At 62.5% G+C, this 20674-nt stretch carries 16 protein-coding genes; 6 read left to right on the forward strand and 10 right to left on the reverse strand.

What is annotated here, in order from left to right; translation table 11 throughout:
• Together C0Z16_RS22700 and C0Z16_RS22705 are read left to right on the forward strand one after the other, a co-directional pair.
• Complete coding sequence (locus C0Z16_RS22700) at positions 1 to 687, forward strand: response regulator (RefSeq protein WP_102634329.1); 687 nt, start codon at positions 1 to 3, stop codon at positions 685 to 687.
• Positions 688 to 819: 132 nt separating this feature from the next.
• A complete protein-coding gene (locus C0Z16_RS22705; RefSeq protein WP_102634386.1) occupies positions 820 to 2322 on the forward strand; it encodes a sensor histidine kinase in 1503 nt (500 codons plus the stop codon).
• A gap of 67 nt (positions 2323 to 2389) precedes the next feature.
• Here the strand turns inward: C0Z16_RS22705 and C0Z16_RS22710 are convergent, their stop codons facing one another.
• The 7 genes from C0Z16_RS22710 to mnmC form a co-directional block, all read right to left on the reverse strand.
• Positions 2390 to 2929 (reverse strand): SET domain-containing protein, encoded by a 540-nt coding sequence (locus C0Z16_RS22710; protein ID WP_102634330.1) that lies wholly within the window; start codon positions 2927 to 2929, stop codon positions 2390 to 2392.
• 220 nt (positions 2930 to 3149) lie between these two features.
• Entirely contained in the window at positions 3150 to 4262 is a 1113-nt protein-coding gene (locus C0Z16_RS22715) for an NADH:flavin oxidoreductase/NADH oxidase (protein ID WP_102634331.1), read from the reverse strand.
• 88 nt (positions 4263 to 4350) lie between these two features.
• Positions 4351 to 5064, reverse strand: a complete 714-nt coding sequence (locus C0Z16_RS22720; protein ID WP_102634332.1) for a glutamine amidotransferase — start codon at positions 5062 to 5064, stop codon at positions 4351 to 4353.
• A gap of 124 nt (positions 5065 to 5188) precedes the next feature.
• Positions 5189 to 5827 carry a MarR family winged helix-turn-helix transcriptional regulator gene (locus C0Z16_RS22725; protein WP_102634333.1) on the reverse strand — a complete coding sequence of 213 codons (639 nt, stop codon included), beginning with the start codon at positions 5825 to 5827 and terminating at the stop codon, positions 5189 to 5191.
• A 539-nt stretch (positions 5828 to 6366) separates the two neighbouring features.
• Complete coding sequence (locus tag C0Z16_RS22730) at positions 6367 to 7482, reverse strand: YbdK family carboxylate-amine ligase (protein ID WP_102634334.1); 1116 nt, start codon at positions 7480 to 7482, stop codon at positions 6367 to 6369.
• 97 nt (positions 7483 to 7579) lie between these two features.
• Positions 7580 to 8785 carry a cation:proton antiporter gene (locus C0Z16_RS22735; RefSeq protein ID WP_102634335.1) on the reverse strand — a complete coding sequence of 402 codons (1206 nt, stop codon included), beginning with the start codon at positions 8783 to 8785 and terminating at the stop codon, positions 7580 to 7582.
• Positions 8786 to 9655: 870 nt separating this feature from the next.
• Positions 9656 to 11659: a bifunctional tRNA (5-methylaminomethyl-2-thiouridine)(34)-methyltransferase MnmD/FAD-dependent 5-carboxymethylaminomethyl-2-thiouridine(34) oxidoreductase MnmC gene (gene mnmC, locus C0Z16_RS22740; protein ID WP_102634387.1), complete on the reverse strand. Its 2004-nt coding sequence runs from the start codon at positions 11657 to 11659 to the stop codon at positions 9656 to 9658.
• 413 nt (positions 11660 to 12072) lie between these two features.
• On the opposite strand from mnmC, the gene C0Z16_RS22745 reads away from it, so the two are divergent.
• Positions 12073 to 12351 (forward strand): HU family DNA-binding protein, encoded by a 279-nt coding sequence (locus tag C0Z16_RS22745; protein ID WP_006050811.1) that lies wholly within the window; start codon positions 12073 to 12075, stop codon positions 12349 to 12351.
• A 134-nt stretch (positions 12352 to 12485) separates the two neighbouring features.
• On the opposite strand, the gene C0Z16_RS22750 is transcribed toward C0Z16_RS22745, so the two are convergent.
• Positions 12486 to 13820: a GTP-binding protein gene (locus tag C0Z16_RS22750; RefSeq protein ID WP_102634388.1), complete on the reverse strand. Its 1335-nt coding sequence runs from the start codon at positions 13818 to 13820 to the stop codon at positions 12486 to 12488.
• 151 nt (positions 13821 to 13971) lie between these two features.
• Positions 13972 to 14418, reverse strand: coding sequence for a lytic transglycosylase domain-containing protein (locus C0Z16_RS22755; protein ID WP_102634336.1), 447 nt, complete (start codon positions 14416 to 14418; stop codon positions 13972 to 13974).
• A gap of 537 nt (positions 14419 to 14955) precedes the next feature.
• Here C0Z16_RS22755 and gspD point away from each other — a divergent pair.
• The 3 genes from gspD to gspF are packed head-to-tail and all read left to right on the forward strand — an operon-like array spanning position 14956 to position 20103.
• Positions 14956 to 17325 carry a type II secretion system secretin GspD gene (gspD, locus tag C0Z16_RS22760; RefSeq protein ID WP_102634337.1) on the forward strand — a complete coding sequence of 790 codons (2370 nt, stop codon included), beginning with the start codon at positions 14956 to 14958 and terminating at the stop codon, positions 17323 to 17325.
• Complete coding sequence (gspE, locus tag C0Z16_RS22765; protein ID WP_102634338.1) at positions 17322 to 18881, forward strand: type II secretion system ATPase GspE; 1560 nt, start codon at positions 17322 to 17324, stop codon at positions 18879 to 18881. Before gspD ends, gspE begins: the two co-directional genes overlap by 4 nt.
• A gap of 4 nt (positions 18882 to 18885) precedes the next feature.
• Positions 18886 to 20103, forward strand: coding sequence for a type II secretion system inner membrane protein GspF (gspF, locus tag C0Z16_RS22770; protein WP_102634339.1), 1218 nt, complete (start codon positions 18886 to 18888; stop codon positions 20101 to 20103).
• 78 nt (positions 20104 to 20181) lie between these two features.
• Here the strand turns inward: gspF and C0Z16_RS22775 are convergent, their stop codons facing one another.
• On the reverse strand, positions 20182 to 20595 hold the full coding sequence (locus tag C0Z16_RS22775) for a type II secretion system protein N (RefSeq protein ID WP_102634389.1): 414 nt from the start codon (positions 20593 to 20595) through the stop codon (positions 20182 to 20184).
• Positions 20596 to 20674 lie beyond the last annotated feature (79 nt).

The raw sequence follows: 20674 nt of genomic DNA on the forward strand, positions 1-20674 counted from the left end.
ATGCGACTCCTTCTGATCGAAGATGACCGTCCCATCGCACGCGGCATCCAAAGCAGTCTCGAACAAGCCGGCTTCACCGTCGACATGGTCCACGACGGCATTTTCGCCGAACAGGCCCTTACGCAAAATCGCCACGAACTGGTGATTCTCGACCTGGGCCTGCCGGGCATCGACGGTATGACGCTGCTCTCGCGCTTCCGTCAGAGCAATCGCCATACGCCGGTAATCATTCTCACCGCGCGCGACGAACTGAACGACCGTGTGCAAGGCCTGAATTCCGGTGCCGACGACTACATGCTGAAGCCATTCGAGCCGACCGAGCTCGAAGCGCGTATTCGCGCGGTGATGCGCCGCAGCGGCCCGCACGGCGATATACCGCGTCCGGAAGTGTCGCTAGGCGGTGTGCGTTTGTCGGGCGTCGATCGCCGCATCTTCAACGACGACAAGCCGCTCGAACTCTCGCCGCGCGAATTCGCCGTGCTCGAAATGCTGCTGCTGCGCCATGGCCGCGTGGTCAGCAAGGCGCAACTGCAAGACCATCTGACGCATTTTGGCGGCGATCTCGGCGACACCGCAATCGAAGTCTATGTGCACCGTGTGCGCAAAAAGCTCGAGAGCTGCCGTGTCGAGATCGTCACCGTGCGCGGCTTCGGTTACCTGTTGCAGGAAATCCGCCAGGCCGCATAATCGTCGTGAGGGCCGCGATTCGCTTGCGGCCCGACGGCGCCGGGCCGGCGCAGCGCACCGCGTGTGCGAATCGCCGGCATCCGGCGAAATCTCACGGCGCGTTGCGCCTGCCTTTTTCCCGCGCGTTCGATCATGCCCCAGCCGGCCGCCAATAGTCTGCGCCGCACGCTGCTGCGGCGCCTAGCTGCTCCCCTTTCGCTGCTCGCGCTGATGAGCGGCCTGATCGCCTACTGGCTCGCGTGGCAGTACACGCAGCATGTGGTCGACCGCTCTCTGGCCGATCTCGCGACCGCCATCTCCAAGCAGATCCAGATTGCGGGCCCTGAAGCACCGATCACCGTGCCGCCGCTCGCCCAAGCCATGTTCTCGGATCCAATGGAGCATCTGGTCTACCGGATCAGCAATGGCGAAACCGAAATCGCCGGCGATAAAACTCTTCCGCTGCAAGGTAACAGCGTGCGGCGCATGCATTACGCGTATGTGTTCGAAACGCAGCACCAGGGCGTGACCGTGCGCGTCGCGCAAGTGCGGGTCGATCAGCCTGTCGGCAACCCTATCGTCGTTGAGGTCGGTCAGCCGGTGCATCACCGCTTTCGCATCGCCGCCGAGTTTCTGGTCGCGATCATGATGCCGCTGCTGTTGCTGCTGCTCGCCGGCTGGGTGATCGTCTGGCGCGTGGTCAATCAGCAACTCAATCCGTTGACCGATCTTGCGGATTCGTTGAACCGGCAAACTCATACGTCGCTCGAACCGGTCGACGAAACCTATGTGCCCGTCGAAATCCGGCCGCTGACCGGTGCGGTGAACGCGCTGCTCGGCCGCCTGAAGACCGCGCTCGACGGACAACGCAAATTTATCGCCGATGCCGCGCATCAATTGCGCACGCCGCTCACGGCCGTCAAGCTGCACGCGGAACAGGCGGCTGTGGCGCGCGATCCCCAGCAGACGCTCGCCGCGGTACGTGAACTGCGCGCAGCGGCCGACCGCGCGGTGCGTCTGTCGAATCAGTTGCTGTCGCTCGCGCGTGCGGAACCGGGCGAGCAGGCCGCACGCTTCGTCAATGTGGATATGGCTGCGCTCGCGTTCGATACCGGCGCGGAATGGGTACCGCGTGCGTTGACTTCGCACATCGACCTGGGCTTTCAGCGACTCGACGATCCGGCCAACGATCAACCGTTGATCGCGCGTGGCAATCCCGTGCTGCTGCACGAAGTGATCGCGAATCTGCTGGATAACGCGCTGAAATATGTGCCGCCGTCGCGCCTCGATGGCGGGCGCATCACGGTCACGGTGTCGCAAACCGTAGTCGACGATGTGCGCATGGCGGAGATCGCGGTGGAAGACAATGGAGCGGGCGTGCCCCACACGCAGCAAGCCGATCTCTTCAAGCGGTTCTTCCGCGGCGACGGTCAAAGCGATGACGGCGTGGATGGCGGCGCCGGTCTCGGCCTCGCGATCGTTCACGACATCATGGCGCTGCATCACGGCAGCGTGCATTACGAAGACGCACCGGAAGGCGGAGCGCGTTTCATTGTGCGCATTCCGCTCGTGCCGGCTGCCGTTCGAAACGACGCGCGCGACGAAGTGCAACGTCACGAAAAAAAACCGGCGCACTCGGCGCCGGTCGATCTATAGCAGTAGTCCTCGTTCGACGGACGCTGCCTGAGCGCCATTCACATGACGAACCCAGGCAGCACGCGCGTTACTTCTTCTTCGCTTTCTTCGCCGTTTTCACAGACCTGGCGGATTTAGCGGACTTCGCTGACTTCGCGGATTTAGCCGCGCCCTTCTCTTTCTCGGGCCGAGCCAGCATCGTGCCGCGGCACTTGCGCGAGCCGCAGCGGCATTCGTATTCCTTCTGAAGCTTCTTCGTCTGTCGCGCGTCGATCACGAGGCCGTAATCGTAAAAAATTTCCTCGCCCTCGGCGATGTCGCGCAGAGCATGCACATACACGTGACCGTCGATCTCTTCAGCTTCGCAGTTCGGCGCGCACGAGTGGTTGATCCAGCGCGCGCTGTTTCCGCCCACCTTGCCGTCGATCACCTTGCCGCTATCCAGCGCGAAGTAGAACGTGTGATTCGGTTCGTCCGGATTATGCGGATGACGGCGCAATGCTTCTTTCCAGGAGATCCGCTCGCCCTTGTATTCGATTAGCCGCTCGCCGGCCGCTATCGGTTCAAGCGCAAACACGCCTTTGCCGTGCACACCTGAACGACGCACGGCGATCCTGCGTGAACTCATTGAATGAATCCTTGTGAAGAACTGGAGATGAAGTCCGGCAGCCGTCGGAAACGCCCGCGTTTGACGCGCTGGGTTTTTCTGGCGCTGATAGCAAACGCGGCGCCCTTCGAGCGCCGCGTCGACCTGTGACGCTCATGCGCCACAACCGGCATCCTACACGCTCAAGACGGCTTCGTTCAACCGTCAAAGACGCGTGCTCGCATGGGGCGCATGCGTCGCTTCATCTTTGCCCGAACGAAATTTCGCCGAACAGCGCCTTCTGCTCGCGCGGTTGCGAACGCCAGTACTGCGGAGGCGCTTCGACCGTCGCGCCAAGTTGCGCGGCGGCGTGCCACGGCCAGCGCGGGTTGTACAACAGCGCTCGAGCCAGCGCGATCAGATCGGCATCGCCCTGTTCGATCAGTTGTTCAGCATGAAGCGGATCGGTGATGAGTCCGACGCCGATAGTTGTGATGCCCGTCGCTTTCTTCACTGCCTTGGCGAACGGAATCTGATAGCCGGGTTCGAGCGGAATTTTCTGCAACGGTGACACACCGCCAGACGATACGTCGATCCAGTCGCAGCCGCGCTTTTTCAACTCGTGCGAGAACGCGATCGTGTCTTCGAGCGTCCAGCCGCCTTCGACCCAATCGGTTGCGGACACGCGCACGCCAACGGGTTTGTCGGCGGGAAACGAAGCACGCACGATGTCGAAAATTTCCAGCGGAAAGCGCATCCGGTTTTCGAGCGAACCACCGTAGTCGTCGTCGCGTTGATTGGCGAGCGGCGAAAGAAACTGATGCAACAAGTAGCCGTGAGCGGCATGCACTTCCAATGCATCCATACCGAGGCGTGCGGCGCGGCGCGCGGAAGCCGCGAACGCTTCGCGAATGCGGTTCAGGCCCGGCGTGTCGATCGCCAACGGCGGTTCTTCGCCCGCCTTGTGCGGCAACGCCGACGGCGCGTGTGGCAGCCAGCCGCCTTGCGATACAGGAATCAATTGCCCGCCTTCCCAGGGCGCATGACTCGACGCCTTGCGACCCGCATGCGCCAATTGCATCGTCACGTTGATAGGCGAGTGCTTGCGAATCGCGGCGAGCACCGGCACGAGCGCGGCTTCGGTGACGTCGTCCCACAAGCCCAGATCGCCTGGCGTAATGCGGCCATCTGGCTCGACGGCCGTCGCTTCGATGCACAACATGCCCGCACCAGATAACGCAAGACCGCCGAGGTGAATCATGTGCCACGCGGTCGCCTCGCCGCGTTCAGCGGAATACTGGCACATCGGTGACACAACGATGCGATTCGGAAGCGTCACGCCACGCAGCGTGAGTGGAGAAAATAGCGCGCTCATGGATCACCGCCCAGAAAAAGCAAGGAGCGAACGAGGATAGCACCGCAGTTCATTTACTGCAGGCAGCCCGCTGTCGACAGCATTGCTGTCAGGGCTTGGCGTCGACCTGATCGAGCCATTCGCCGAACATGCGGCGAGCGGCGGCTTCGAGAGCGGGAGCGAATTGCGCGGTCTCGGCACGCAGCTGACGCGCATCGATGCCGTGGCCGGCGAGCTCGCCGGCATTGCCGATCAGCCAGGGCTCGAAGCGATCGGTGCGAATCTCGGGATGACATTGCAGCGCGAGCACATGGCCGCCCCACGCAAAAGCCTGGTTTTCGCACGCGGGCGTCGATGCAAGACGCGTGGCGTTCGCGGGCAGATCGAAGGTGTCGCCATGCCAATGCAGCATGGATGTCTGCGCACCATCGAGATGACGCACCGGCGATGCGCGGCCGGCATCGGTCAGTGTGAGCGGTGTCCAGCCGAGTTCGGTATGGCCTGCGGGATAGACCCGCGCGCCGAGGGCACGCGCGATGAGTTGTGCGCCGAGACAGATGCCGAGTGTAGGGAGACCCGCCTCGATGCGCTTTTCGATCATCGAGAGCAGCGGCACGAGCGTGGGATACAGCGCGTCGTCGGTTGCGCTGATCGGACCGCCTAGCACGACCATCAACGATGGCGTGACCGGATTCGGCGCCTCGATGCGGGCAAAACCGACATCGAGATAACGGACCGGACGTCCGCGCTCGCCGAGCACCAGTTCGAGACTGCCCAGATCCTCGAAGTGCACGTGGCGAATGGCCAGAACTTCCTGATTCATCAGCCTGTCACCTTCAGATTGACTGGAGACCTGCCGCCAGGCGGCGCGAAACGGCTGACGGGCAGCGAAGGCCGCCTGTCGAAGCCGGTTTGCAGTGTAGCGGATTGTCCGGGAAGCGGCCGCTTTATTGGGCGAAGATCTTCCAGGTCTTCTTCTGGGTGGCGACGTCCGCAGTTTCATGGACCGCGCAATCCAGACGCAGATCCGTATCCGCCATGTTCATGTCGAGCAGCGCGCAATGATGCAGCGTCTTCTTCGGATTCTTGCTCGGCTCAAAGTGCGTGCAGCTCAGGCACATACGGTGCGGCGGAATCTGGCCCTGCGCTTCGAGTTGGCGAACGGTCTTGAGCAGCGTGCGATAGAACATGGCCTGCTCGTCATCGCGCAAGGTACCGACTGCCTTGGCCAGAAAGTCCGGCCACTGCGCGGCACGCTTCGCGGCCGTGCGGCCGCGGGCGGTCAGGCGGACGGCGAGCGCGCGGCCATCGTCGAGAGCGCGGCGCTTTTCGACCAGTCCTTTGGTTTCGAGCGTGCTGACGGCGTCGCTGGTGGTGGCGGCGGTCAACGCCGTTTCACGTGCGATTTCCCCGAGCCGCATCGGGCCCTTCCGCTGCATCAACAACACCAGGATTTCGCCCTGCGTAGGCGTGAGGCCCGCACCCTCCGCCCATTCCCAAGCCTGGCTTCGCATCGCCGTGCTCAGTCGCAAGAGGCTGTGGGTGACTCGCCCGGTTGCCTGTTCTCCGTATACGCCTTCGCTCATAATCTTCGATTGGTTTATTTACAGCTTTTGTGCGGTGCCGGCCGATTGCTTGCCAGGAACGCCCGTAGCCTGTGTGGGGTAGCCCCGCCCAAAACAGGACGAGACGGTTTCAACTATCTCAAAAATCCACCGCCTTGTAAGCCAAAGCGGTTAAGACGACATTCTATGCGAGAGCGGCGAATCGTACAGCTAACTTATCCAACGCAAGCTGTGGATAACCTTGGGACAACACGGGGGAAGACAGGTGCACCGATTCTTGATAAGTATCGACGGCGCCTCGGCACTCCTTAAGTTGTCCTCGTTTACCGTGGCCGGCGCACCCGTCACCGGCCCGCTTATGGTTTACGCAGTGCCTTGACTTTGCAGGGAATTATTCAGTTGTCCACAGCCGGGGCCAATGCTTGTTAACTACTACTACGTGTGTATACGTAAATATTGGAAGAACCTTAAGGGCCCCGAATTGGAAATTTTGATTACGAAAAAAAACCCGCTCGAAGCGGGTTTTCTTACGGCTCAACACAAAGCGGACTCCGTGCTCGCTACGCTCGCCACTTCAGACACTGTTGCCGGACCGCCTCATGCAGCGACTTTTCCTGTTCGACGACGCCCCTTAGCCAGGTCGCATCATTGATCTGACCGCGCGCGATAGCGCCGATTTCCGCGAGCGCATGACCCGAACCCAACGCATCGCCGTGCGGCGCGATCAGATCGAGTGTTTCCAGAATGTCTTCCGAAATGGTCTTGCGTTCGCCCGTCTGCGGATTGATGCAGGTGCCCGCAAGCCCAAAGCGGCATGCTTCGAAGCGGTTGAACGTGTAGACGAGGTAATCGTCTTCGTGCGGCGTGATCGGTTTGTCGAGCAGCAGATGGCGCGCCAGCGTCTGGATATAGCAGGCGATCGCCGCGGCGCGGTCCACGGACAACGGCGTATCCATCACGCGCACTTCGATGGTGCCGAAGCCTGGCTTCGGCCGGATGTCCCAGTAGAAATCTTTCATGCTGTTCACGACGCCGGTATGGACCATCTTCGAGAAATATTCCTCGAAGCTGTCCCACGTCAGCACGAACGGCGCGCGGCCCGACAGCGGAAACGCGAAAACGGAATTCAGGCGTGCCGAATGAAAACCGGTGTCTACGCCTTGAACGAACGGCGACGATGCGGACAACGCAATGAAATGCGGGATGAAGCGCGACATCGAATGCAGCAGGAATAGCGCGCTGTCCGGATCGGGGCAGCCGATATGCACATGCTGGCCGAATACCGTGAACTGCTTCGCGAGATAGCCGTACAACTCGGAAAGATACTGAAAGCGCGGCGTGTCCACGATCTGCCGCTCGCTCCATTGCTGGAACGCGTGCGTGCCGCCGCCGCACAGGCCCACATTCAAGTGATCGGCCGCGGCCACGAGCGTGTCGCGGATCTTGCGCAAATCGGCGACCGCCTGTTCGTGCGATGTACAAATGCCGGTGGACAGCTCGATCATGCTCTCGGTGATTTCAGGCGTGATGTTGCCGGGGATCTTCTGATCCTTGACGAGGCGCAGCAGATCCGAGCCGGCTTTGGTCAGATCATAGTCATGCGTATTGACGATCTGCATCTCGAGTTCGACACCGAAAGTAAACGGCTTCGAATCGATGAAGGGTTCGAGTGACATAGCGTCCCCTGAGTGAGCTCGACCGGGCAGTTATCGGATGCCCGGCCGCTGTTGAAACCAACAAGTGGGATGAAGCGTGCCGTTGAAGCCGAAGCGCTTATTCTTCTCGCCGTTCGGCGACCAGCGCGAGGCTGCGATAAACGAGCCACGGCCCGAGAATCTGCAACACGACGATTGAACACATCATGATCGCGCGGAGTTGCGGATCGAAATTCGGATAGAGGTTGTAGGTATCGTCGACCAGCAGGTAAGCCAGCGCCGACATGGGCGACAACGATAGACCGAGCGCCATGCCCTGCTTCCAGTTCAGACCGCTCGGCTTCGCGAACGCGAGCACGCCCACGAGTTTCGCGACGAGACGCGCAACAATCAGGCCCAGCGCCGCAACGCCGCCAAGCGCGATGTCTTTCCATTCGAACGACGTCAGCGTGAGCACGAACAGAATCACCGTCAACAGCCAGCCAGCGGTGCCGAAATGCTGCGGCCACAACTGCGGCCGTGCTTCGAGATTTTTCACGATGATGCCGGCGGCGAGCAACGCGAGAATCGTCGACAGCTTGAACAGATGCGCGAGCGCGATTGCCAGCAGCACGAGGCCGAACAGCGCGACGAACGAGTGCTCATCCTGCATGTTCAACCGGCGATAAAAGAGCGTGCAGGTGCGCGCAAGCAGATACGCCAGCACCAGCGAGCCGACCAGCAGATAAAGCGGCTGCAAAATCGTCGCAAAAACGTTGCCGTACGCTTCCTGATGCAACCAGCTCGACACGAGCTTTTCGATCACGACCGCATACATGCTGTTCAGCGCAGTCAGTGTCAACAGACGCTGCGTGACCTGGCCTTCCGCGCGCAATTCGGTCTTGAGTTGAATCACCATCGCCGGTGAGGTCGCCATGGCAATCGCGGCGAGCACCGTTGCGACCATCAGCGGCACGTTCAGGAACAGCAGCACCGGCAGGACTAGCGCAAAAGTCAGCGTGGCTTCGGCGACGCTCGACATCACCAGCCACGGATTGCGGCGGATCCAGCGCAAATCGAGCCGGCTGCCGAGTTCGAACAACAGCAAACCGAGCGCGACATCGAGCAAGGGCCGCGCCGCGCTCGCGGCCTGCGCGTCGATCACGCCCGAGCCGGCCGCGCCCGCTATCAGGCCAATGACCGCATATCCGGAAATGCGCGGCAAACGCCACGCGCGATAGCACAGCTCGCCGCACAAGCCTGCGGCAAGCAATGCGAGACCAGCCCAAAAGATGGCGTCGGGCGCGAGCGGCCAGGCTGGAAAAAATGAAAACGCCGAATTCATCGTTATGGGTTCTCCTTTGCAGCAACGGCAGATGACACAAACCAGCGCGTACCGGCGCGGACACCGGCGAGCGGGTGAGCGCACGAAGCGCTCACTGTCGCGATCGCTTCGCGTGACCTGCGTTGCGAGTTTTCAACGATCGGATGATTCGAACGCGCCGTGGTCGTAGCAAACCGGGCGCATTCAAGAGTGCGGCCGTAGCAGCCACCACGGCACGGTGAAAGAACGCCGTCGACGTGGAATCAGATTCTGATTGAACGGCACCGTTCCGTTGCAGCGGGTACCGCTGGAGGCAGGGCACCACGCGGAAAAGAACGGCGATTGTGCCATAGGTTTTTCGGCTTCAAGCGAAAAGACACGAACATGCAGGCAAAACGGTAAAAACATACTTTATCTCCGCGACATGAGGAAAAAGCGACCGTTTTATCGGGCCTTGGTGGGCTCATCTTAGGGACGTTCGCTGTGCGCTCGCCGACTCAGTCTGCACTTGTTCGGTGTGCTTTTCAGGACAGCGCTTCGCCAGTTGGCATCCGCGTTCGGGCAGTGCCAGATCGCAGCGACAGCGCATCGTCTCGCGTTGGCCTTGCTGTTTACAGGTTTGCTGTATGTATACGTAGTAGCAGTTAACAAGCTGCCTCGGTTTCTGTGGATAACAGATGTTTACCGTGGCGAATCAGAGTTTTGCAGACTTCATAACCGGATGCACAGCGTGTGCGGCACCGGCGCGTATACGCTGGCAACTTTTCGTGAATTTCGATGGCGCACAAGTTACCCCGTTTACGTCCACAACGGTTCCACACCAGTTGCGCCAGTAAACAGTGCGGTTATCCACAATTTTCGGTGGATAAGTCCCGCGGCACGCGCAGCGCGTTAACCGACGACGCTCCCCCGCCGCAATGCCTTTAGCAGAAAACGCGCAGGGTCGATGTCTGCGGCGAGGTCGCGTTCCAGTGGCCAAGGCTCGCCTTCTATTTGCGAAGCGATCAGTTCGGCGCCGAGCGCGGCCCACACCAGGCCACGCGAACCGTATGCGAACGCGCTGTACAAGCCTTCGCTGCGCGGTAGATCGAGCGGCCATGCGCCCGCCAGGCGCTGGGCGTCGCGCGCGGCGAGGATTTCGTCGGCGAGATTGCCGATCATCGGCATACGGTCGCTCGTGACGCAGCGGAACGCGACTCGGCCGGCGTACGCTGCCGGGTCCCGGCCTGCCGGATCTGTGCGGGCGGCAACGCGCGCGAAGGCGGGTACCATCTGCGCAACCCGCTCAATATTTTCCAGATGACCATCTGCACGAAGCGACGTGTCCGTGTCGTCGAGTTCATAAGTCGCGCCGGTCAGCGTCACGCCGTCAGGCAGCGGTATCGCATAACCTTCGCCGATCACAGGCAGGCTGAGCGACGGCACTGAGCCCGGCGGCAGCACAGTGAGCTGGCCGCGGATGCTGCGAATCGGCGCATGCTGCAAGCCGGCCATGCGCGCCGCATCGTGAGCGCTTGCGACGATCACGACGGGCGCGCGCGCGAGCGCTGCCCCCGCCGTATCGAACACGGTCCACTGATCGCCCGAACGTTCGATGCGCGCGGCTTCCACGCCGAAGCGCCGTTCGAGCAGATCACCGGCAGCCGCGCACTGCGCGGCACAAAGCGATGCCGGGTCGATCCAGCCGCCGTGCGGGAACAACCAGCCGCCGCGTGCGAGCGGCATGCCGGCGAGCTTTTGCGAGTCGTCGGCGGAAACGGGCGTCACGAATTCCGGCGGATAGCGCAACGCCGCGATGGCTTCGCTCATCGCGCGGGCTTCCTCGTCGTTGTCGGCGATCTGCAGCAGGCCTGGCGCGCCGCGTAACGGCGCGTGGCCAAGCCGTTCCAGCGCGGCCCAGCGCTTGAGCGCATACAGAAAGCCGGCGCGCGTGACGCGTGAGGCGACGCTATCGTCGCGCGAGATCATCGGATGGAATACGCCGGCCGGATTGCCCGACGCGTCTTGCGCGACCGAAGCATGCCGTTCCAGCGACGTTACCCGCCAGCCGCGCGCGCTCAGCCGTTCGATCACCGCGCATCCCGCGAGTCCGGCGCCGATCACTACCGCATGCCGTTCGTCGGGCGCGAGCGGGCCGAGCGGTGCGGGCGGCTCATGACGACGCACACGCCAGCGCGGCGCGAAGTGGCCGACCAGCATCGCGCGCTTCCAGCCGAAGCCTTCCACCTTGCGGTACTCGAAGCCGCACTGCGTCAGCGCGCGCTTGATGTCGCCAGCGCTGCTGTAGGTGGCGAAGGTGGCGCCCTCGCCCGCTAACCGCGCGAGCGACTTGAAGATCGCCGGGGTCCACAGTTCGGGGTTTTTGGCCGGCGCGAAGCCGTCGAGATAAAACGCGTCGGCGCGCAGCCTCAAGGCGGGCAAGCTCTGCAACGCGTCCCCGAAAACCAGCGTGAGCACCACGCGTCCGTTGTCGAACTCGAGCCGGTGCGTGCCGGGCACGAGCATTGGCCATTCGTTGGCGAGGGTTTCAGCGAGCGCCGCGATCGCCGACGCCGAGGGATCGGCAATGCTAACGGCGTACGCCTGGCGCAAATCGGCGAGCGTGAATGGATGTTTTTCGGTCGAGACGAAATGCAGGCGCTCGCAACGCGATGGATCCGCGCGCCATGCGGCCCAGGTCATCAGAAAGTTGATGCCCATGCCGAAGCCGGTTTCCAGCACAGTGAAAATGCGCCGGCCCTGCCAGCGTTCGGGGAGCGCATTGCCGCGCAGAAAAACGTAGTTGGCCTGTTCCAGACCGCCGACAGCGCTGTGATAGATGTCGTCGTAGAAAGGCGAAAAAGGCGTGCCGTTGTCTCGGAATGCGAGGACGGCTGGAATCAATGGATCGGTCATGCGCGACGGAAGTGACGCCCCGAGGAGCGGGTCGAACGTTACCGCCAGCGCGCGCGGCTCGCCGGGCGGCGAAAAAGACGCGCTGAACGTTGGCAAAAGCCAACGTCAAAGCCCCGTCCCTACTGGGTTTCAGGCTTGTGTCGCAAGCCCGACAAGCAAAATGTACCGTTTCCTTGCTGTATCTGTTCTAAAACCGCGTAATTCTTCGAAACCCTTGTCCTGATTGGGTTTGCGCTGCGCTATCATAGCAAGCGCCGCGAAGGGAGCGGCAGCACGGCCGACGGACACTCGCTGTCCGGCGCTTTCGATCCGGAGGGGCTCCGGAGCCGCAGCTGCTCGACGGCGCGGCGCGCGCACGTATAATCGGCGCGTTCGCGCTGTTCGTGTCAACCTAAACTCAGAAAGGAACCTTAATGAACAAACAGGAACTGATCGACGCTGTCGCAGGACAGACGGGCGCCAGCAAGGCTCAAACCGGTGAAACGCTGGACACGTTGCTTGAAGTGATCAAGAAGTCTGTGTCGAAGGGCGATGCGGTCCAGTTGATCGGCTTCGGCAGCTTCGGTTCGGGCAAGCGCGCAGCACGTACGGGTCGTAACCCCAAGACGGGCGAAACCATCAAGATTCCGGCCGCAAAGACCGTCAAGTTTACGGCTGGCAAGGCGTTCAAAGACGCAGTCAACAAGCGCTAAGCAGATTACTGCCTGGCAGTTGACACCCGCCAACGGCGGGTTTTTTTTCGCCCGCGATTTGTGCTCGCGAGCGTTGCGGGCGGTATGCCGCAACGGGTGTCGCGGCTACAACACCGGCAGACGGCGAAGCCGGCTCAGTCGTGACGATGCACGATCTCGCCGTGACCATGACCATGACCATGACCGTGGCCGTCATGGTCATGGTGGTGATGGTCGTGGTCGTCTTCGTCGAAATCCCACGCCGGGAACGGATCGGCAAACTGTTGCCAAGCTGGCGGTCCCAGCGCGTATTCGTCGTCGGTGAGCAGACACGCGTCGAACTTCGCTTTCCATACCAACGGGTCCATGCCCACGCCGATCATCACCAGCTCCTGGCGACGGTCGCCGATACTCGGATCGTCCGGCGCACCGTACCAGTCGGCAGCAATTTCGGCGGCCAGTTCGTCGTCGCCGTCTGGCCACTCGCTGCGATCCTGGGCGGCCCACCACATGCCCGCCGGACCGTGGCGGCAAGCGCCGCCCGCCTGCGACAGCGAACCGGCGATATCGTTACGCGTCGCGAGCCAGAAAAAACCCTTGCTGCGCAAGACGCCCTTCCATTCCTCGTGCAACAGCGCCCACAGACGTTCCGGATGAAACGGCCGGCGCGCGCGGTAAATGAAGTTGCCGATGCCGGACTCGTCCGCTTCGCCTTGATGGCTATGGCCATGCTCGTGGTCGTGCGCATGTTCGTCATTCAGCGACGCGAGCCAGCCGGGCGCACTCGACGCCTCGTCGAAATCGAAGCGCCCCGTGTTCAACACTTGCGCAAGCGGCACGTCGCCGAAGCGGCTCACCACCTGCACCGCGCGCGGATTGATGCGCGCGAGGATGCGTTGCAGGCGCGTGAGTTCGTCGGCGCTCACGAGATCGGCTTTGTTCACCACCAGCACGTCGCAAAATTCAATTTGCTCGATCAGCAGCTCGACCAGCGTGCGGTCGTCTTCGTCGGTCGCGGCGATGCCGCGCTCGGCGAGCGCATCCGCGGAACCGTAATCGCGCAGGAAGTTGAACGCGTCGACCACGGTCACCATCGTATCGAGCCGCGCGACGTCGGACAGCGACGCGCCGTCGTCGTCGACGAACATGAAGGTCTCGGCGATCGGCATTGGCTCGGCGACGCCGGTGGACTCGATCAGAATCGCGTCGAAGCGCCTTTCGGCGGCCAGCCGTTTGATTTCGACCAGCAAGTCGTCGCGCAGCGTGCAGCAGATGCAGCCGTTCGACAACTCGACGAGATCCTCTTCGACATGCGAGAGCGCAGCGGCGTCGCGCACGAGCGTCGCGTCGATATTGACGGCGGCCAGATCGTTGACGATCACGGCCACGCGCAACCCGGCGCGATTCGCGAGGATGTGATTGAGGAGCGTGGTCTTGCCGGCGCCCAGAAAACCGGAGAGCACGGTGACGGGCAATAGCGGCTGGTTCATCGCAGTACGGAAAACGAGAGAATTGGAAGGCGTGCCGGGCTTTACGTCGGACGATTGCGCAAGTGGAACGACGCTCGAGACGGTCGCGCCTCGGCGGCAGCACGAAGCCGCATTGTGCATCAAAACGGAAAGCGACCGGGCGACGCGCCTGTTAGCGCGCGGCCGGCATCAGGTTCCACTTGCGTAGAATGGCGGCGATCTGCTGCGCGTACTTGTCGCGCAACGCGGGCGTTTCGGAGTGGTAAGAGCCGATGGCTTGCCACGTGTTGCCGTACTTGTTCATCTGACGGCGCAGGTGCCATGCAGCGATGTAGACGTTCTTGCACGGCTCCATTAGTGTGCCTTGCGAGATGCCGTATTGAGCGAGCGTGGGCAGGTGGATGGAGTTGATCTGCATCACGCCGTAGTCGGTCGAACCGTTCGCGTTCCTGTGCTGCGCGTCCGGCCGGTTATGCGATTCCTGCCAGGCGATAGCACGCAGAATCAGCGGATTGACCTTCTGATACTTCGCCGCTTCGTCAAAGCAATCGGCGCGCGCCGACCCGGCTGCAGCCAATACGGTAAATCCTGCCAGAACGGTGACGAAGGTTCGTTTCATCGGTCAAGACGACTAAGCAAACCGCAAGGGTAAGGGTTAGTAAGGCCTCGTATCGGCCATTGTTCAGCCGCAGGGAGCCGCGAAGTGCACTCTCGCCGGGGCGTTGACGGATCATCGGGGAAAACCCGCGTCGGCAACATCGAACCGGCGGCTTGAACGGCTCGTATGATACCGGCAGGCCGACACCCGTCAAGTTGGCTAACAGACATAAGCGCGACATTAGCCCCGCATAAGTGCGCGAAAACGTGAGGCTATGCGTGCGTCGCCGCCCTCTGCATCGGCTTTCAATTGCTTGACGGTCGGGCCAGTTCCTCGAGGAATCGCACAAAGCCTTTCCTTTTGTGACAAATCAGACATGAAAAACTGTTACTGTTCATTTTTTTCGGACATCGGACGGCCAGCACTTTTGGGCGGTCTTCGCCCACCTGGCCCGCCGGCAGACCGACAGAACGGCGGCCTGCTCCGCTGTCCGGATTGCATGACCGCTGGCGGCTGGGGCTGCCGGCATCGACATTACATTCCATGAGAAGAAATCGTATGGCTTTGCGTCGCGTCGCAACGGCGTTGCTGGTGGCTGGATTGATCACCGCACAGACGGCACAGGCACAGGTGACCCTCAACTTCGTCAACGCCGATATTGATCAGGTGGCCAAGGCGATCGGCGCGGCGACCGGCAAGACGATCATCGTCGACCCGCGCGTGAAAGGTCAGTTGAATCTCGTGTCGGAAAATGCAGTGCCTGAGGACCAGGCGCTGAAGACGTTGCAATCCGCGCTGCGCATGCAGGGCTTTGCCCTGGTCCAGGATCACGGCGTACTGAAAGTCGTGCCCGAAGCCGACGCCAAATTGCAGGGCGTGCCGACCTACGTCGGCAACACGCCGACCGCCCGGGGTGACCAGGTGGTCACACAGGTGTTCGTGCTGAAGAACGAATCGGCGAACAATCTGTTGCCGGTGCTGCGCCCGCTGATCTCGCCGAACAATACCGTGGCCGCCTACCCGGCCAACAACACGATCGTCGTGACTGACTACGCGGACAATGTGCGGCGTATCGCGCAGATCATCGCCGGCGTGGATACGGCGGCGGGTCAGTCGGTGTCGGTCGTGCAACTGAAAAATGCGAACGCGCTCGACATCGCCACGCAACTGAACAAGATGCTGGACCCCGGCGCGATCGGCAGCACCGACGCCACGCTGAAAGTGTCGATCACCGCCGACCCGCGCACCAATTCGCTGCTGATCCGCGCGTCGAACGGCGCGCGTCTCGCCGCCGCAAGGACGCTCGCGCGCGAACTGGACGCGCCGACCAACATGCCTGGCAACATGCACGTTGTGCCGCTGCGCAACGCCGAGGCGACGAAGCTCGCGAAGACCTTGCGCGGCATGCTCGGCAAAGGCGGCGAAACGGGCTCGTCGGGTGGCTCGAACGAAGCGAACTCGTTCAACCAGACCGGCGCCGGTGCGCTCGGCGGCAACAACTCGACCGGCACATCCGGTACGCCGCCGCTGCCGTCGGGCGGAATGAGCAGCAGTTCGATGTCCTCGCCGATGGGCGGCGCCGGCGCCGGCGCGGGCGGATACGGTTCGAACAACGCGGCTTCTTCGGGCGGCCTGCTCGGCAGCGACAAGGAGAAGACCGACGAAAATCAGCCGGGCGGCATGATCCAGGCGGACTCCGCGACCAACTCCCTGATCATCACGGCGTCCGAGCCGGTGTACCGCAATCTGCGTGCAGTCATCGACCAGCTCGACGCGCGCCGCGCGCAGGTTTATATCGAGGCGCTGATCGTCGAGCTGAATTCGAACACGAGCGGCAACTTGGGCATTCAGTGGCAGGTCGCGAACAATTCGCTGTTTGCCGGCACCAATCTCGCCACCGGTTCCAGCAACAGCATCATCAACCTGACGGCGGCGGCCGCGGCGGCCGGCACCACCGGCGGTCTCGCCACGGCGCTCGGCTCGGGTCTCCAGCAGGGGCTGAACGTCGGCTGGATTCACAACATTTTCGGCGTGCAGGGACTCGGCGCGCTGCTGCAGGCGCTCTCGCAGAGTGCCGACGCGAACGTGCTGTCCACGCCTAACCTGATCACGCTCGACAATGAGGAAGCGAAGATCGTCGTCGGTACGAACGTGCCTATCCAGACGGGCTCGTATTCGAATCTGACGAGCGGCACGGCGAGCGCGGCGTTCAACACGTACGACCGCGTCGACGTGGGCTTGACGCTGCACGTCAAACCGCAGATCACCGACGGCGGCATCCTGAAGCTGCAGCTTTACACAGAAGACTCCGCGATCGTGAACGGCACGACCAACGCGACGACCAACCCAGCCGGCCCGCAGTTCACCAAGCGTTCGATTCAGTCGACAGTGCTCGCCGATAACGGCGAGATCATCGTGCTTGGCGGCCTGATGCAGGACAACTACCAGGTCAGCAACAGCAAGGTGCCGCTGCTAGGCGACATCCCGTGGATAGGTCAGTTGTTCCGTTCCGAACAGAAGAACCGCAACAAGACCAACCTGATGGTGTTTCTGCGCCCTGTGATCATTAACGACCGCGATACCGCGCAGGCTGTCACGTCGAATCGTTACGACTATATTCAAGGTGTGCAGGGGGCGTACCGGCAGGACAACAACCTGATGAAGGACAAGGACGATCCGGTGGTTCCGCCGATGCCCGTCGGCCCGAGCCAGGGCGGTTCGCCGTTGAATCTGTTCGATCTCGATCAGATGCGTCGTCAGCAGATGCAGCCGCCTCAGGCTCAGCCGCGCTCGTCCACCCCGCAACCGAACGGAGCGCCGACGATGACGCCCGGTACAGTGCCCGCCGCGCCCGCGGTGAACGGCGGCGTCCAGAGCAATCCGGTGCCGGCCGCGCCGTCTACCGCATCACGAGGAGTTCAGCCGTGAATACGCCGTCCATGCCGCCGTCAGCCTCAACGTCGCCGGCATCCGCGCGGGCTGCCGGGCTCCCGCCGGCGGCAATGGCAGAGCACGCGCAGCAGGCCGAACGCGCAGCGCCGTCGGCCATCGCCGCCCGGCTCGTGCCGTATGGCTTTGCGCGCAGCGGCCAGATTCTGGTCGCGCACCAGCACGTCGACAGCCTTGAAGTCTGGATCAGCGAGCGCACCAGTGAAGCCGCGCTCGCCGAAGTCACGCGCAACTTCGGCGCGGTGTCGGTGGTGCGTTTGCCCGCCGACGAGCTCGCCCAGGCCATCAACCAGGCGTATGCGCGCCACGATGGCAGCGCGGCGCAAGTGGTCGGCGAAGTGGAAGGCGAAGTCGATCTGTCGCGTTTGATGCAGGACATTCCCGAAGTCGAAGACCTGCTGGAATCGGAAGACGACGCGCCGATTATCCGCATGATCAACGCGCTGCTCACCCAAGCGGCACGCGAACAGGCGTCGGACATTCACATCGAGCCATTCGAAACATCGTCGGTGGTGCGGTTTCGGGTCGACGGTACGCTGCGCGACGTCGTGCGTCCAAAGAAAGCGCTGCACGGCGCGCTGATTTCGCGGATCAAGATCATGGCGCAGCTCGATATCGCCGAGAAGCGTCTGCCGCAAGACGGCCGTATCACGCTGCGCGTGGGCGGGCGTCCGGTCGACGTGCGCGTATCGACGCTGCCGACCGGCCACGGCGAGCGCGCGGTGTTGCGTCTGCTGGAAAAGGATGCAACGCGCCTGAACCTCGAAGCGCTCGGCATGGGTTCGGACACGCTTGCCAGGTTCGACAAGCTGATCGGCAGGCCGCACGGCATCGTGCTGGTGACGGGTCCGACCGGCTCGGGCAAGACGACCACGCTGTACGCATCGATGTCGCGGCTCGAAACGGCGACCACCAACATCATGACGGTGGAAGACCCGATCGAATACGACCTGTCGGGCATTGGTCAGACCCAGGTCAACGAGCGGATCGGCATGAGCTTTGCGCGCGCGCTACGTTCGATTCTGCGGCAGGATCCGGACATCATCATGATCGGTGAAATCCGCGACCTCGAAACCGCGCAGATCGCGGTGCAGGCTTCGCTCACCGGCCACCTCGTGCTGGCCACGCTGCATACCAACGACGCGGCATCCGCCGTCACGCGTTTGACCGACATGGGCGTCGAGCCGTATCTGCTCGCGTCGTCGTTGCTCGGCGTGCTGGCGCAACGGCTCGTGCGGCGCCTGTGTCCGGTGTGCCGCGAACAGCGTGTCGAAGAAGACGGCCGCGTGCATTGGCATCCGGTAGGTTGCGACAAGTGCGGTCAGTCCGGCTATGCGGGCCGGCGCGGCGTGTACGAACTGCTGCTTATCGACGACGAAATCCGCACGCTGATTCACCGCAATGCGTCCGATGCGGAAATCCTCACGGCAGGCCGTGCGCAAGGCATGCTCACGCTGCGTGAAGACGCGGAGCGCTGGCTCGCGTCGGGGCTGACGTCGCTTGAAGAAGTGATCCGCGTGACGGGCGGAGCATAAGCGCATGCCGGCATTTCGTTTTGAAGCGATCGACGCAGCGGGCAAGGCGCAGAAAGGCGTGCTCGATGCCGACAGCGCGCGCGGCGCCCGCACCAATCTGCGTTCGCAGGGGCTTACGCCGCTCGTCGTCGAACCGGCGGCCACGCGCACGCGCGGCGAGCGCAATCAACGGCTGTCGTTGGGGCGGCGGTTGTCACAGCGCGAGCAGGCGATTCTCACGCGTCAGCTGGCCAGCCTGCTGATTGCCGGCCTGCCGCTCGACGAAGCGCTCTCCGTGCTCACCGAGCAATCGGAACGCGACTACATTCGCGAGCTGATGGCCTCGATTCGCGCGGAAGTGCTCGGCGGTCATTCGCTCGCGAATGCACTGACGCAGCATCCGAAAGACTTCCCCGAGATTTATCGCGCGCTGGTTGCGGCTGGGGAACATACCGGCAAGCTAGGACTCGTGCTGTCGCGTCTTGCCGACTACATCGAGCAACGCAACGCGCTCAAGCAGAAGATCGTGCTCGCGTTCACGTACCCAACCATCGTCACGATCATCGCGCTCGGCATCGTCACATTTCTGTTGAGCTATGTGGTGCCGCAAGTGGTCAACGTATTCGCGAGCACCAAGCAGCAACTGCCCTTTCTCACGATCATGATGATGGCGCTGTCCGGTTTCGTGCGGAATTGGTGGTGGGCGGTGCTGATCGCAGTGGCGATACTTTCTTATGCGGTGCGCTCGACGCTAAGACAAACCGGCCCGCGCCTCGCCTTCGACCGCTGGCTTCTCACCGCCCCGCTGCTCGGCAAACTCGTGCGCGGCTACAACACCGTGCGCTTTGCAAGCACGCTCGGCATTCTGACGGCGGCCGGCGTGCCGATTCTGCGCGCGCTGCAGGCCGCAGCCGAAACACTCAGCAACACGGCGATGCGCGGCAACATCGACGATGCGATCGTGCGCGTGCGCGAAGGCACGTCGCTGTCGCGCGCGCTCGGCAATACGAAGACGTTCCCGCCGGTGCTGGTTCACCTGATCCGTTCCGGCGAAGCGACGGGCGACGTGACGACCATGCTCGACCGCGCGGCCGACGGCGAAGCGCGCGAACTCGAGCGCCGCACGATGTTCCTGACGAGTCTGCTGGAGCCGCTGCTGATTCTGGCGATGGGCGGCGTGGTGCTGGTGATCGTGCTGGCGGTGATGCTGCCGATCATCGAATTGAACAACCTGGTGCAGTGACGCGAGATTACGCGGGAGCCGCGCTGTCGGCCGACAGCGAAGCAACATGCACTTGGCTTGGCTTGGCTTGGCTTGGCTTCAGCGAACGTAGATCGTAGGACCCGCGGCGTTGGCCGGCAGGAACACTTCGGAATGCGCGCCATTGCGATCGATGACGATCGAGCGCGCACGAACTTCGGAGAGTTTGGCGCCTTGCATCAGCGCGCTGCCGAGCGACACCGCACGCGGCGGTTCGCCGCCCACGCTGACGATGGCCGCCGCGCCTTTACGCAGAGCGAGGATGCCGAACAGATGCACGTCCTGGTTGGCGCTGCGCGTGAGCTGCCCGCCGAACAGCGTCGCGGCCTGATCGGTCGAGACTTGCGCGTGCGCGGCCGCTGCGGGCAACGGGGCGCCGGACATCGTGGTGAGCGTGATGATCCAGTAGGTCAGCGTCGCGCAGAACACGGCGAAAAGCGCTAGCGACAGAAGGCGGATTTGGATGGCGTTCATGCGCATCATTGTACGGACTATTGTGAAAATTGCGTTGAGTTCAAAGCCTTCAACTGCATGACATTAAAATGACCGGCCG

It is taken from the genome of Paraburkholderia rhynchosiae (assembly GCF_002879865.1).
GTDB lineage: Bacteria > Pseudomonadota > Gammaproteobacteria > Burkholderiales > Burkholderiaceae > Paraburkholderia > Paraburkholderia rhynchosiae.